This window comes from Mesorhizobium sp. M8A.F.Ca.ET.161.01.1.1 (genome assembly GCF_004792105.1).
Lineage (GTDB): Bacteria > Pseudomonadota > Alphaproteobacteria > Rhizobiales > Rhizobiaceae > Mesorhizobium.
On record NZ_SRTD01000003.1, the window covers coordinates 449638 to 463065 of the forward strand.

At 64.7% G+C, this 13428-nt stretch carries 12 protein-coding genes; 6 read left to right on the top strand and 6 right to left on the bottom strand.

Annotated elements, in window-relative coordinates:
* Positions 1–54: 54 nt before the first annotated feature.
* Positions 55–1356: a tetratricopeptide repeat protein gene (locus EN804_RS10890; RefSeq protein WP_189524482.1), complete on the bottom strand. Its 1302-nt coding sequence runs from the start codon at positions 1354–1356 to the stop codon at positions 55–57.
* A gap of 119 nt (positions 1357–1475) precedes the next feature.
* Entirely contained in the window at positions 1476–2093 is a 618-nt protein-coding gene (locus EN804_RS10895; protein ID WP_135919365.1) for an XRE family transcriptional regulator, read from the bottom strand.
* A 136-nt stretch (positions 2094–2229) separates the two neighbouring features.
* Between EN804_RS10895 and EN804_RS10900 the strand changes: the two genes are divergently transcribed.
* The 3 genes from EN804_RS10900 (at position 2230) to EN804_RS10910 (ending at position 6322) form a co-directional block, all read left to right on the top strand.
* A complete protein-coding gene (locus EN804_RS10900) occupies positions 2230–3363 on the top strand; it encodes an FAD-binding oxidoreductase (protein ID WP_135919366.1) in 1134 nt (377 codons plus the stop codon).
* Positions 3364–3406: 43 nt separating this feature from the next.
* Complete coding sequence (locus tag EN804_RS10905) at positions 3407–5035, top strand: ABC transporter substrate-binding protein (protein ID WP_135919367.1); 1629 nt, start codon at positions 3407–3409, stop codon at positions 5033–5035.
* A 186-nt stretch (positions 5036–5221) separates the two neighbouring features.
* Positions 5222–6322, top strand: a complete 1101-nt coding sequence (locus tag EN804_RS10910; RefSeq protein ID WP_135919368.1) for a serine hydrolase domain-containing protein — start codon at positions 5222–5224, stop codon at positions 6320–6322.
* 6 nt (positions 6323–6328) lie between these two features.
* Here EN804_RS10910 and EN804_RS10915 read toward each other — a convergent pair whose 3' ends face one another.
* Both EN804_RS10915 and EN804_RS10920 read right to left on the bottom strand, forming a co-directional pair.
* Positions 6329–6892, bottom strand: coding sequence for a cytochrome b (locus tag EN804_RS10915; protein WP_135919369.1), 564 nt, complete (start codon positions 6890–6892; stop codon positions 6329–6331).
* Between the two features lie 132 nt (positions 6893–7024).
* Positions 7025–7510 carry a MarR family transcriptional regulator gene (locus EN804_RS10920; RefSeq protein WP_246693413.1) on the bottom strand — a complete coding sequence of 162 codons (486 nt, stop codon included), beginning with the start codon at positions 7508–7510 and terminating at the stop codon, positions 7025–7027.
* 120 nt (positions 7511–7630) lie between these two features.
* Here EN804_RS10920 and EN804_RS10925 point away from each other — a divergent pair, with 120 nt between their 5' ends.
* Together EN804_RS10925 and EN804_RS10930 are read left to right on the top strand one after the other, a co-directional pair.
* The gene (locus tag EN804_RS10925; RefSeq protein ID WP_135919370.1) at positions 7631–8446 is read left to right on the top strand and encodes a p-hydroxycinnamoyl CoA hydratase/lyase; all 816 of its coding nucleotides are present in this window, start codon (positions 7631–7633) and stop codon (positions 8444–8446) included.
* A gap of 38 nt (positions 8447–8484) precedes the next feature.
* Positions 8485–9999 (top strand): AMP-binding protein, encoded by a 1515-nt coding sequence (locus tag EN804_RS10930; RefSeq protein ID WP_246693414.1) that lies wholly within the window; start codon positions 8485–8487, stop codon positions 9997–9999.
* Positions 10000–10017: 18 nt separating this feature from the next.
* On the opposite strand, the gene EN804_RS10935 is transcribed toward EN804_RS10930, so the two are convergent.
* Positions 10018–10737, bottom strand: a complete 720-nt coding sequence (locus tag EN804_RS10935; protein ID WP_127279310.1) for a 3-keto-5-aminohexanoate cleavage protein — start codon at positions 10735–10737, stop codon at positions 10018–10020.
* A 198-nt stretch (positions 10738–10935) separates the two neighbouring features.
* On the opposite strand from EN804_RS10935, the gene EN804_RS10940 reads away from it, so the two are divergent.
* The gene (locus tag EN804_RS10940) at positions 10936–11130 is read left to right on the top strand and encodes a hypothetical protein (RefSeq protein WP_189524483.1); all 195 of its coding nucleotides are present in this window, start codon (positions 10936–10938) and stop codon (positions 11128–11130) included.
* 99 nt (positions 11131–11229) lie between these two features.
* On the opposite strand, the gene EN804_RS10945 is transcribed toward EN804_RS10940, so the two are convergent.
* Positions 11230–13335, bottom strand: a complete 2106-nt coding sequence (locus EN804_RS10945) for an EAL domain-containing protein (RefSeq protein WP_135919373.1) — start codon at positions 13333–13335, stop codon at positions 11230–11232.
* Between the last annotated feature and the right edge of the window lie 93 nt (positions 13336–13428).

Below are 13428 nucleotides of genomic sequence, written 5' to 3' on the forward strand. Positions count from 1 at the left end.
CCTTGATCCGGATAGGCGAAGCCGCCGATCCTATCTCACCGTCTCCGGTGCTCGTTACTTGACAACTTTCAGAGGCCGATGACGCTGAGCAATCAAGGCCAGACGATAGTCGATATTGTCGACCGGGGCGCCGCGCTCCTTTGCTTCAAGCAGTCGTTTCCGGGCGTCCCCGAATCTGAGCATGCGCTTTTCATACAAGACGGCCAACGCCAGCCTGTGAGACCACTCAGCCGGCTCCATGTCGATCGCTTGCAGCAAGGCCTTCTCCGAATCGTCGTACCGATCGGTCATTTCGCGGAGAAAGATGCCATATTGATTGTACGCAAAAGCCGAAATGCCGCTCAGACCGAATAGCTTGTCGAAAGTCTTCTGAGTCTCTGCTGGCGTATCTGTTTCGAAGGCCATCAGCGCCACAAGATTCTCCCAAACCTTGACATAGTCCGGCTTGAGCTCAATCGCCCTTATATATGCTGCCTTGGCGTCACCAAAGCGGTTCAGATGATGGTGGTGAAGAAAGCCGAGGTTGAACCACGACCAGGCATCGTTAGGGTCGAGATCAACACAACGTTGCGCAAGACGTTCGGCCTCTTGATAGCGGCCGAAACGACGACGTAGCAATCCTGACAACTTCCCTATGGGCCAGCTATAGTGGGGGTCGATTTCGATTGCGTGGCGATAGGCGTCCTCGGCCGCGAAATAGTTCCCGACCGCGTCGAGCATCCAGCCGAAGGATGCCCAGGCAACATCCGCCTTTTCAGTAGTTCCGTCTAGGCGGCATTGCTTGAATGAGTGATAGCTCGCTTCCGCCAGTTCGCGCGCCGAGTGCCCGAGGCGATGTGTGTCAGCGACGCAATCCCATATTGTCGCGTCGCGTGGGTGAGCCACTACTCCACGCTGCAACATGGCCAGCGCCCGCGGTGCCTCCCCATTTTCTCGCATATATCCGGCAAGCCATACGCAATCTTGCGCAGTATGCTCTTCGCCCTCCGCGCGCGTGATGCACTCGTTGCAGAACTCCGAAAGATCGAACTCTTTGAATTGTTTCGCGAAGAAAATGCTTGTTGACGCACTTTGATGCGCATCGATTTTCCATCGCTCATACAAGCCGATGATGGGTTCCCGTCTAATTCCATAAACCCAGGAAAATTCATCGACCATTTGCCAAAGCCGGTCCCTGTCGGACACCGCATCAACTGCTCGCAGAAGCAGAGCAACGGCGGTGTCTACATTGCCTTCCCAGGCCTCCAGATTGATCAACTCCTCCCAAGCTGCATAGCTGGACGGATCGCGGTCGATGCTTTCGGCTAGCACCTCGCGTGATTGGAATTGAAGTACGAAAGGTTGGTCAGTAGTCATCGGTCGCTGCTGGATCATTACCGACAATACCGATGTCGGACTGAAGCTGGACAATAGACGGCATATCTACAATTGCCAGCCCGTAGGAGCAGTGCAACAAGCCGATTACCTCGATCTTGCTACCCCTCCACCGTCTCCAGCACGCTGAGCAGCGTGCCTTCCATGTCGGGCTCGTCGCCGGAGCAGACGCACAGCATCTCCGCGTCGCCCTCGCCGACCGAGAGGTAGGCATGGCCCATGGTGGAATCGATGTAGACGCTCTCGCCCGCCTTCAGCCGCACCGGCGCGTACTGGTCGGTATGCAACTCGATCTCGCCCTTGAGCACGATCAGGAATTCCTCGCCGGCGTGCCTGGTCAGCGGGCCGAACTCTTCGGGCGTTCGGGCGCGCGCATAGGCGTGGATCGGCACCATGCGCTTGCGCACCAGGTCGGTGGCCAGATACCGGTAGTCGTAGTTGCGGGTCAGCTGGCGCAGCGTGTTGGATTGCGAGGTTACCGACCGGCGGGTGCGCGCCGCCGGTTGCTTGCGGTCGCCGCTGAGCAGTTCCGTTACATTGATGCCGAGCCCCTCGCAGATCTGCAGCAGCTTGTCGTAGCTCAGCGACATCTGGTCGTTCTCGACCTTGGACAGCGTCGACACCGCGACGCCGGTGAGAGTGCTGACCTCCTGCAAGGTCCACCCATGTCTCTTTCTCAAAGAACGCAGACAATCACCGAGGTTCGGTTGCTCCGACATTGTCAGCTCCATGGCGCGGCGGTCGGGCCGTTTGTCCGCCCTAGGTAGTCGAACTCCCGACCGCCATCAACAACACCAACAATTTTCTTATACGCTAAATATTGACTGGATACGAAATTATTTTTACGACTGGAGGATGCGGTCGAACTCTCCCGGAAAGATCATCGTCATCGGTGGCGGCATTGCCGGCCTCTCGCTTGCCGCCGAGATGGCGGACACGGCCGAAGTCACCGTCATCGAACGCGAACCGCATCTCGGCTACCATGCCAGCGGCCGCTCCGCCGCCCTGTTCAGCGAGACCTATGGCAACCGCCTGGTGCGCGCGCTGACGCTGGCCAGCCGGCAGGCAATAGCCGACGGCGGCTTCGCCGCCCATCGGCGCGGCGCATTGCATGTCGGCTGGACGGGTGACGACGCTGCCATCGACCGGCTGGCCGGCGAATTGCAGGCGCTGGTGCCCAGCGTGCGCCGCCTGTCGGCGGCCGAGCTTCACGCGCTGGTCCCGGTCATAGCCAGGGAAGCCACCTGCGGCGGCGTTTACGAGCCGGACGCGGTGGATGTCGACACGGGCAAGATGCTGGCGGCAAGCGCCTCGGCGCTGAAGGCCGGCGGCGGCATCATCCGCACCGGCGAGGAAGTCCGCGCCATCTCGCCCGACGGCCGCGGCCTGCGGGTGGAAACGTGCGCCGGCGTCTACTCGGCCGACATCGTCGTCAACGCCGCCGGCGCCTGGGTCGATGTCGTCGCCGGCCTGGCCGGTCTTTCCGGCCTCGGCTTCCAGCCGAAACGGCGCACCGCCTTCCTGTTCGATGCGCCCGCCGGCGCGGACATATCCAACTGGCCGCTGGTGGTCGACCTGCACGAACAGTTCTATTTCAAGCCCGATGCCGGCAGGCTGATCGGCTCGCTTGCCGACGAGACCGATTCAGAGCCTTGCGACGCCTGGCCGGAAGACATCGACGTCGCCACCGCCGTCGACCGCATCGAGCAGGCGACATCAATGCGCATCGGCCGTCCATCGACGCCATGGGCGGGGCTGCGCACCTTCGCGCCCGACCGCACGCCGGTCGCCGGGTTCGACCCCCGCCTGCCCGGCTTCTTCTGGCTCGGCGGCCAGGGCGGCTACGGTTTTCAGGTGTCGCTGACACTGGCCAGGATGAGCGCGGCGCTGATACGCGGCGAGCCCCTGCCCGCGGATGTCACGGCACTCGGCGTCGCCGCCGCAGCGCTGGCGCCCGACCGCTTCCTTACCCCGGCGGCGACGCCATGAAGTTCCTTCCCTCAACCCGAATGTGCCATCAGGAGCGTTTGCGATGAAATCCCTGCGCGCAGTGCTTGCCTCATCCCTTCTGGCCCCATCCCTTCTGGCCTCGACCCTTCTGGCCTCGTCCGTCCTTCTCGGCGGGCAGGCCTATGCCAAGACCCTGGTCTATTGCTCGGAAGCCAATCCCGAGACCTTCAACCCGGCGATCGGCATCGCCGATTCCACCATGGACGCAGCCGCCAAGACGATCTTCAACCGGCTGGTCGAGTTCAAGCCGGGCACGACGGAGGTGGGTCCGGCGTTGGCCGAAAGCTGGGATGTTTCGCCCGATGGCAAGACCTACACCTTCCATCTCAGGCACGGCGTGAAATTCCAGTCGAACGAGCATTTCACGCCCTCGCGCGACTTCAACGCGGACGACGTGCTCTACACCTTCAACCGCCAGCGCGACGCCAACAATCCCTACCACAAGCTCGGCGGCGGCGCTTACGAGTACTTCAACGCACTGGGCATGGGCACGCTGATCGACAAGATAGACAAGGTCGACGATCACACGGTGCGCTTCACGCTGACCGCTCCCAACGTCACCTTCCTGGCCGGGCTGGCGCTCGACTATCTCTCCATCCTGTCGCTGGAGCAGACGCAAAAGATGGTCGCGGCCGGCACGCCCGAACTGATCGACAGCATGCCGGTCGGCACCGGCCCGTTCGTGCTTCAGGCCTATGTGCCCGACAGCCAGGTCCGCTACGCCGCCAACAAGGATTACTGGCGCGGCGCGCCGAAGATCGACACGCTGGTCTTCGCCGTCACGCCCGAGCCGACCACCCGCGTCGAGCGCATCAAGGCCAATGAATGCCAGGTCGCCGCGCCGCCGCCGCCAAGCGCGGTCGCCGATCTGCGCGGCGACCCCGACATCACGGTGCTCGACCTCAAGGGCCAGAACATCGGCATCCTCGGCTTCAACGTCGAACACCAGCCGCTGGGCGACGTGCGCGTGCGCATGGCCTTGGCAAAGGCCATCGACCGCAAGGCGATCGTCGAAGCGGTCTATGCCGGCGCCGGCACCGTAGCCGGCAGCGTCGTGCCGCCGGCGCAGCTCGGCGCCGTCACCGATGCCGGCATCGACTATGATCCCGATGGCGCCAAGAAGCTGCTGAAGGAAGCCGGCCACGAAAACGGCCTCAAGATCAGCCTGTGGGCGATGCCGGTGTCGCGCCCCTACAACCCCAACGCCAAGCGCATGGCCGAGATGATTCAGGCCGACTGGGCAAAGGTCGGCGTGCACTCGGAGATCGTCAGCTTCGAATGGGGCGAATATCTCAAGCGCACCGCGGCGGGCGAACAGGACACGTTCCTGCTCGGCGGCAGCAGCGACAATGGCGACCCCGACAACATGCTGAGCTATCTCCTGTCCTGCGACGGCGTGAAGGGCGGCTCCAACCGCTCGCGCTGGTGCGACAAGGATTTCGAAAAACTGCTGGACGAAGGCCGCGTCGCCGCCGACCCGAAAGAACGCGCCGCGATCTACGGCAAGGCGCAGGCGATCCTCAAGGCCGACGTGCCGGTGGCGCCGATCGCCCATTCGATGGTGGCGATCCCGATCCGCAAGAGCGTGCTGAATTATGTGCTCGACCCGTTCGGCCGGCAGAATTTCGCCGCCGTCGATATGGCGGAATAGAGCGGAGCGCCGCCCTTCCCTTCTCCCCTTGTGGGAGAAGGTGGCCTCGCGAAGCGAGGTCGGATGAGGGGTGCTCCAGGGAACGCCAACGCCTCACTCCGTCACGCACCCCTCATCCGTCTCGGCGCTGCGCGCCGATCCACCTTCTCCCACAAGGGGAGAAGGAAAAAGGAAAGCGAGACATCCATGACAAAGAACCTGACCTCCCTCCTCGACCGCTACCTCGCCGATGGCGCTGTAGGCGCCTCGCTGGCCTATGCGCGAAATGGAGAGACACCAACCGCCCTCACCGCCGGCCTCGCCGACCGCGCGCATGGCACCCCTGTCAATTCAGACCAGCTGTTCAAGATCGGCAGTTGCACCAAGACCTTCGTCGCCGCCGCCCTGGTCAAGCTCACCGAGACCGGCAAGCTCGACCTTGGCGCGCCGATCTCCTCCTGGTTCGCGGACCTGCCCGGCGCCAAAGACATTTCGGTGCGCCAGCTGATCAACCATCGCAGCGGCCTGCCGGAATTCGAATATTACATTCCGATGGACCCGACCCGGCAATGGACGCCGCGACAGCTGGTCGACATCGCCTTCGCCTCCGACAAGCAGAAGGCGCCGGGCGGACCCGCCGTCTACAACAACACCGGCTATGTCTTGGCCGGCATGGTGATCGAGGCCGTCACCGGCCAGCCGCTGGGCGCCTATGTCAGAAGCGCGATCCTTGACCCGCTTGGCCTGAAGAACACCTGGTCGCCGGCGACCGAACCCTTCCCGGAAACATCGATGGTGCGCGGCTATTACCACCGGCCGCCGCCGGCGCCGAACGCGCCCACCGACATCGCCTCGGGCGGCGAGATGTGGCGCATGGACGGCGTGCTGCCCTATTCCGACGAACTGCAGGACTCTTCGGATTCCTTCCCGTTCGGCGCCGCCTATGGCTGCGGCGACATGGTGTCGACGCCATCCGACATGGTGGGCTTCATGCGGGGCCTGTTCTGCGGCAAGCTGTTGTATCAGCCCTTCTTCGCCGAGATGTTCGAACACCGCGTGCCAGCGAGTTTTCCAGGCACGCGCATGCGCGAGACGGGTGCCGGCATGTTCCAGAGTACCTATGCCGACCGTGCCTTCTATGGACATCAGGGCAGCATTCCAGGCTATGTCGCCGTCATGCTGCACGATCCCGAGACGGACCTCACCATCGCCATGACCAGCAATGTCGGCTCCGGCAATCGCCTCTCCTTCCAGGCCAGCGGCCTGCATCCGGTCGTCGATCAGGCGATCCGCATCATTCTCGACTGACCGCGTTCAGCCGCCCTGCCCGGACGATGGATCGGGCAGGCCCGGCAGCATCTGGCTCAGCACCCGGTCGCGAAGGAAGACGTGATGGAAGATGGCGGCGGCCGCGTGCAGGCCGGCGAGCCACATGATGATATCGCCGAGCGTGCCGTGGATCTCGGTCAGCGGAGCGCCCCAGGTGCCGGAAAACGGACCGATCGCTCCCAGCCCATAGACAGTGACCGGATGGCCGCCGAACAAGGCGCCGATCATGGCTGTCGCCGGAACCGCGAACAGCAGCGCATAGAGCGCCCAATGCGTTGCCTTGGAGGCGACCTCCATCCAGGCCGGCATGACCGGAGCATCGGGAATGCGATCGAAGCGGCGCCAGATCAGGCGAATGGCCAGCAAGCAGAAAACGGCGAAGCCGAGCGACTCGTGCAGCAACAGCGTCGATGCCCTGGCCGCTGAATAGACCCGCTCCGGAGGGCCACCCGCGGAGACCAGGAAGGCAATGAGCACCAGCAGTGCCGTCAGCCAATGAAATGCCTGGGCGAGGCGTCCATAGCGGGTTGTCGTACCGGATAGCGACATGCGAGAGCTCCAAAGCTGTTTGACATCTCCCATCGCCCTCGAATGTGGCCTTATTTCATCTGTCCTCAAATGACATGGGTTGCCGCGGAGCTGGCGGTGTTGTGTTCGCTGGCGGCTGCCTGAGGCGAGGTCCTAGCCTTGCTCCGTCCAGATCAGGCGCAGCAGGCGAAGCAGCGTTGCCCGCTCCTTGGCTGTCAGCCGATGCAGGAAGCGGTCTTCGTGCCGGCGAACCTGTTGCCGCCATCCGGGCATCGCCTTGCGTGCGGCCGCTGTCAGAGTCAGCACCTGTACGCGCTTGTCGTCGGCATGGTCGTCGCGCTCGACCAGCCCCCGCCCCTCGAGTTCGGCGAGCAGCGGCGCCATGTTGGCGCTCTTCATGCCGAGCTGGCGGCAAAGTTCCGCGGCACGGATGCCGGGTTGTTCGTCGATCAGCGCCAGCATGCCGTAGGTGACCGGGCGCAGCGCCGCATCGGCCAGTTCGACCGCGAAATCACTCAAGGCCAAGGTCGAGGCACGCCTGAGATTGTAGCCGATCTGCGCATCGAGCGCGTCTTCGGCCATCGCCCCCGGCTCACCAGGATCGGGGCGCGCGCTGGGATCGGTGTGAATCTCATCCATGTTGAACCGATCGCCGCGATCAAAGTCCTTGTCAAGCAGAAAAGACTATGCGACATAGCAAATATATAGCTATGCATCATAGCAATTTCCGCATGTGAAATCCATGGGAGGACACTGACCATGACCGAAGAGCCCGTTGCCTTCGATGTCGAGAACGGCATCGCCTGGGTGCGATTCAACCGGCCGGACAAGCGCAATTGCATGAACCCGCCGCTCAACCGGCGAATGATGGAGGTTCTGGACGCGCTCGAATTCCGCGACGATGTCGGCGTGCTCGTGCTGTCGGGCGAAGGCAGCGCCTGGTCGGCGGGAATGGACCTCAAGGAGTATTTCCGCGAGACCGAAGCCAAGGGCCTCGGCGCCATCCGCAAGGCGCAGTCCGAAGCCTATGGCTGGTGGCGGCGCCTGCGCTGGTATGGCAAGCCGACCATCGCCATGGTCAATGGCTGGTGTTTCGGCGGCGGCTATGGTCCGCTCTTCGCCTGCGATCTCGCCTTTGCTGCCGACGAGGCGCAATTCGCTTTGTCCGAGATCAACTGGGGCATCCTGCCCGGCGGCGGCGCCACCAAGGTGGTGGTCGATCTCCTGTCGATGCGCGACGCCATGTATCACGCGCTGACCGGCGAACTCATCGACGGCAGGAAAGCCGCCGCCTGGAAGCTGGTCAATGAAAGCCTGCCGCTGGCCGAGTTGAAGACGCGTGTCACCGAGGTTGCGAACGTCCTTTTGAAAAAGAACCCGATTGCCCTGAAGGCGACCAAGGACGCCATCCGCCGCGTCGCCGAAATGACCTATGACAATGCCGAGGATTATCTCGTGCGGGCGCAGGAAGCGGCCAACTTCCATGACAATGACGGCCGCAAGGAAGGCATCCGCCAGTTCATCGACGAGAAGAGCTACAAACCGGGTCTTGGCGCCTACGACAAGGCCAGATGACGCAATAAACCATCGACGCAATCTGGGAGGAGATGCGAATGCCGGCCTGGACGACATCGGATCCCGTGGCCTTGCACGCCGGGACGCAGCCGGATCGTCTTGCCTGCGTCGACCTGGCATCCGGCCGGCGCTGGACTTATGCGGTGCTCGACCGGGCCATCCAGCGCGCCGTCGGCGTCCTCGAAACCGCCTGGGGCATCGAACAGGGGCAACGGATCGCCACGCTTGCCCGCAACAGCGCCGACCTGCTTATCCTGCAGCAGGCCGCGATGCGGCTCGGCGCCGTCTTCGTGCCGCTCAACTGGCGCCTCGCCGGCGCCGAACGGCAGGCGATCCTGGCCGATTGCGGCCCGGTGTTGCTGCTGCATGACGCGCCACTCGAAATGGCGTTGCCGGTAGGCTGCCTGTCGGTCGAAGTCGCGGCCTTCGCAAGGGCGGTCGAGGCCCAGGCACCTGCGCCGCGCCGTCCCTTGCCGGACAGCGATGCACCGTCGATCATCCTCTACACGTCGGGCACCTCGGGCCGCCCGAAAGGCGTCGTCGTCACGGAGCGCAACGCGTTGGCCACTGCGGTCAATTTCGGCGTGCTCGGGCGCGTCGGCCATGCCAGCGTCTTCCTCTGCGATGCGCCAATGTTCCATGTCATCGGCCTCATCACCAATCTGCGCCCGCCTTTGCTGCAGGGCGGCACGGTGCTGATCTCGCCCGCTTTCGATGCCGGCGCAACCAATCGCCGCCTGGCCGATCCGGCGCTCGGCGTCACCCACTATTTCTGCGTGCCGCAAATGGCCAGGATGCTGCGTGAACACCCCGACTTCGCGCCGGCGCGCTGGACGTCCCTCACAGCCATCTTCACCGGCGGCGCGCCGAACCCGGCCATCGATATCAATTGGTGGCTGGGGCAAGGCGTCCGCATGGTCGATGGCTTCGGCATGACGGAAGCCGGCACCGTGCTTGGCATGCCGGTCGAGGCCGAGCGGATCGCCCGCAAGGCCGGCTCGGCCGGCCTGCCGGCGCCGACGATCGGTCTTCGCATCGTCGACGACGATGGGCAAGACGTCGCCGCCGGCGAGCCGGGCGAGATATGGCTGTCCGGCCCCTCGATCACGCCGGGCTACTGGAACCGGCCGGAAGAGACGGCGCGCGCCTTCACCAGCGATGGCTGGTTGCGCACCGGCGACATCGCGCGGCGCGATGACGAAGGCTTCGTCACCCTCGTGGACCGCCGCAAGGACATGTTCATCTCCGGTGGTGAGAACGTCTATCCCATGGAAATCGAGATGGTGCTGCTCGACCATCCCGATATCGCCGAAGCCGCCGTGATCGGCGTCGCCGACGAGCGCTGGGGCGAAGTCGGCCGCGCCTTCGTCGTGGTCAAATCCGGTCGGGTCCTGGATTCGGCCGCTCTGGCAAGTCACTGCGCCGCCCACATCGCCCGTTACAAGGTGCCGAAGGAGTTCTTGCCCGCCGAGGCGCTGCCGCGCACCGCGTCCGGCAAGATCCAGAAACACGTTTTGCGTGCGTGGACTGCACCAGACGGCCAGCAAGTCTGAGGCGGGCCGCGGTTCAGCTTAACTCGTGGAGCGGAAGATTGCGGCGGCCGCGGCCACGATCTGCGCATTGTCCTTCGCCACCGTTCCGTCGGTCAGCGTCTTGCCGTCCTCCAGCCCGACCCGTGTCGACCAGCGCTTTTGCCGCGCAAGCTCCACGAACGGCCAGGCAGTGCCGTCGACGCCGTGCAGCAGGATCGGCCGCCGCACCCCGGCGCGCTCGAGCACGGCGGCGATGCCGTGCGCCTCATCGAGGGCCGTGGGCAGGTCCGGTATGTCGATCTCGATCAGGATGCGCAGCACGCGGCCATGATCGGCCAGCGCCACGAAGCGCTCGGCATCTTCCGTGGTGGCAAGCCCCGCCTCGATGCCGACGCCCTGCCCGCGCAACAACTCCATCACATCGGGTGCGTCGGCTTCCGAGAGATTTACTGAGGCGTAGTCGGGCAGTTCGCGCCAGGCCGCGATCGCCGCGCGGGTCCGCGCCACATCGTTCTCGATCCAGGCGCCGGTCGACACGCCTATCAATGTGCCCGGACAGGCCTGGCGCACGGCAAGGACCGTCATATCCACCGCCGCCAGGCTTTCGCGCCCGTCGGCGCCCCGCGGATGGATGTGCAGTTCGGCCGCACCCGCGGCAACGCAGGCCGCCGCATCGCCGGCCATCGCTTGCGCCGTCAGCGGCAGGCTGGGATGGAAATCGCGCGGACGCGCGCCGTTGATGCAGGCTTGGACGATCATCGATTTCACCTCGGACAAAAGAGCGCAGTCTAGCCACGCCGCCACACCGCGCAAAGCCGCGGCGCCGCCACTCCTGACACGGCGGCGCCATCGCCGCGCGGCATTTGCCAGCATTTGAATTAAAAGCGCCTGTGGATATTTACCCCACCTTGCGCCAGGCCGGCCAAAATACATTAGGGCGGGATCATGGAGGGACCATTGACCAGCGATTTTTCAGCCGCCCGGCTCCATCTCGAACGCGCCTACCACTATCTGCGCGGCAATGACGAGGCGAGCCGTTCGACATGCGAGGCCCTCGACCTGTTGATCGAGACCGTGGCGGAAGCACAGCACAGGAAGCCGGAACCGGGGGTACTGGAATTTTCGCGAGTGGCGGCGCGCCGGCTCGGCTGAACAGAACGCGTCGCGCTGAACGGGTCTGCGCGCATCAAGTCTTCGTCTTCACGCATGTCGCTATCCAGGTCGCTTTTGGAGCGACATGCGTTTTGTCCATCAGGACGCCATGCGTCTCGATGCGCCGCCGGCCATTCGCGCCGCCCGCGCCACGATCCGCTCCAGCGGTTCGGGCCGGTGCAGCAGAAATCCCTGGCCGAACTCGACGCCCATGTCATCCAGCATGGCCACCGTGTCCTGCCGCTCGATCTTCTCGGCGACGACTGCGCAACCGAGGCTGCGGGCAATGCTGGTGATGGCCAGCACGATCTCGCGGTCGAAGCGGCTTTCCGTGACGTGCTCGATGAAGGAGCCGTCGATCTTGATGGCATCGACCGGAAAGCGCCTGAGATATTCGAACGAGCTCATGCCGGCGCCGAAATCGTCGAGGCTGACCCTGCAGTGCCGCTCGCGCGCCTTGCGCACGAAGGTTTCTGCGGCATCGAAATTGGTGACGGCGGCGGTTTCGGTGATTTCGAAGCCGATGCCCGAATGGGGCGCCCCGGTTTCCTCGATGATGCTGTCGACGAAGTCCCATAGTCCCGGATCGCTCAGCGTCTGCGCCGACAGGTTGAAGCCGAGCGTGATCGCGCCGGATTTCATCGCCGCGCCGTGCCGCGACAGCGCGGTGCGGATGATCCAGCGATCGAGCCGCGCGGCAATGCCGAAGCGCTCCGCGGCCGGTATGAACTCGCCGGGCGGGATCAGCCGACCGTCCTTTCCGGCAAGCCGCGCCAGCACCTCGACATGGCGGTTCTCTTCCCAGGGCCTGCCCAGCCGGTGGATCTCCTGGCCGAACAGCTTCAGCCTGCCATCCTCCATGGCGTCCACCGTGTCGGCGGCGAGCCGTGCCGCGTTGAGGCCGCCCGAGCCGGAGACGGCATCGGTCGAAAACAGGGCGAAGCGATCGCGCCCGGCGGCCTTGGCCGCGTAGCAGGCATCGTCGGCGCAGGCCAGCGCGTCGGCCACCGTGGTGACGCGGTCGCGGACGATGGCGATGCCGATGCTGGCGGCCAGCCGGCGTGAGGTCGCGGCAACGCCGAGATCGGCGTCGCGCACGGCCGCCAGGATGGCGCCGGCCAGCCGCTCGGCCTGCACGGCGTCGCAATCGGGCACCATCAGCGCGAACTCGTCGCCGCCGAGCCGCGCCGCATGCGCCGATGGCGGCAGGCAGCGGCCAATGCCCGCGGCGACGCTCTTCAGCGCCAGATCGCCGGCGGCATGGCCGGCGAAATCGTTGAGCGCCTTGAAGTAGTCGAGGTCGATGTAGAACACCGCAAGCGGCACGCCCGTGGCGATATGGTCGGCGAGCAGCCTGTCGAAGGCGGCGCGGTTCCACAAGCCGGTCAGCGCGTCATGGCGGGCGGCGAAGGCAAGCTCCTGTTCGCGCAGCTTGTCCTCGGTGATGTCGCGCACCGTGCCGAGAACCAGGCCGGCCGCGCCCGCCGCGGCAACGAAGCGCACCAGCGACTCGACATGGCGGATGGCGCCGTCGCGCCTGATGATGCGGTATTGCGAGGCGGTAACCTTGTCCGAGCCGGGCGTCGGCAAATGCGCCTGCTCGGTGGCTTCCTTGTCGTCGGGATGCAGATAGGTATGCCAGAGGCCGCCCGACACTTCGTCGGTGTCGGCAACGAGGCCGAATATGTCCCGCGTGCGGGCGTCCCAATAGCTCTTGTTGGTGGCCATGTCATAGTGCCAGATACCGGTGCCGCTGGCGGCGAGCGCCAGGCGGAAGCGCACATTGACCTGTTCGAGCGCGGCCTCGGCCGCCTTCTGCTTCGAGATGTCGGTCTGCACGCCCATCAGCCTGAGCGGCTTGCCGTCGACGTCGCGCTCGACGATGCCGCCGCGGTCGAGCACCCATATCCAATGGCCCTGTTTGTGCTTGAGCCTGAGTTCGGTTTCGATGGCGTCGGTCAGCCCGGCAATGTGGCGGTCGCCGCTGGCCAGCGCCCGCTCGCGGTCGTCGGGATGGGTCAGTTGCAGCCACAGGTCGCTGGTGTTGGCGAGTTCATCCTCGCCGTAACCCAGCATTCGCGCCCAGGTCGCCGAATAGAAGCTGTCGCCGGTGCGAAGATTCCAGTCCCAGACGCCAAGATGGGCGCTCTCCAGGGCCTTGGCCCAGAACGCTCCGTTGCGATTTTTCCTGCCCTGACGAGCCATTGTCCGTTTCGCCTGCCCCATCCCGCGGGGCAATCTGCGGCAAAACCAGAGAAGAAAGCGTTACTTGTCGCGCAAGGCGGCGGAGGTGCGCCG

What these genes read in the sequence shown, in the direction of transcription:
- EN804_RS10890 (WP_189524482.1), bottom strand. Translation starts at nt 1,356, where the DNA reads ATGACTACTGACCAACCTTTCGTACTTCAATTCCAATCACGCGAGGTG.
- EN804_RS10895 (WP_135919365.1), bottom strand. Translation starts at nt 2,093, where the DNA reads ATGTCGGAGCAACCGAACCTCGGTGATTGTCTGCGTTCTTTGAGAAAG.
- EN804_RS10900 (WP_135919366.1), top strand. Translation starts at nt 2,230, where the DNA reads ATGCGGTCGAACTCTCCCGGAAAGATCATCGTCATCGGTGGCGGCATT.
- EN804_RS10905 (WP_135919367.1), top strand. Translation starts at nt 3,407, where the DNA reads ATGAAATCCCTGCGCGCAGTGCTTGCCTCATCCCTTCTGGCCCCATCC.
- EN804_RS10910 (WP_135919368.1), top strand. Translation starts at nt 5,222, where the DNA reads ATGACAAAGAACCTGACCTCCCTCCTCGACCGCTACCTCGCCGATGGC.
- EN804_RS10915 (WP_135919369.1), bottom strand. Translation starts at nt 6,892, where the DNA reads ATGTCGCTATCCGGTACGACAACCCGCTATGGACGCCTCGCCCAGGCA.
- EN804_RS10920 (WP_246693413.1), bottom strand. Translation starts at nt 7,510, where the DNA reads ATGGATGAGATTCACACCGATCCCAGCGCGCGCCCCGATCCTGGTGAG.
- EN804_RS10925 (WP_135919370.1), top strand. Translation starts at nt 7,631, where the DNA reads ATGACCGAAGAGCCCGTTGCCTTCGATGTCGAGAACGGCATCGCCTGG.
- EN804_RS10930 (WP_246693414.1), top strand. Translation starts at nt 8,485, where the DNA reads ATGCCGGCCTGGACGACATCGGATCCCGTGGCCTTGCACGCCGGGACG.
- EN804_RS10935 (WP_127279310.1), bottom strand. Translation starts at nt 10,737, where the DNA reads ATGATCGTCCAAGCCTGCATCAACGGCGCGCGTCCGCGCGATTTCCAT.
- EN804_RS10945 (WP_135919373.1), bottom strand. Translation starts at nt 13,335, where the DNA reads ATGGCTCGTCAGGGCAGGAAAAATCGCAACGGAGCGTTCTGGGCCAAG.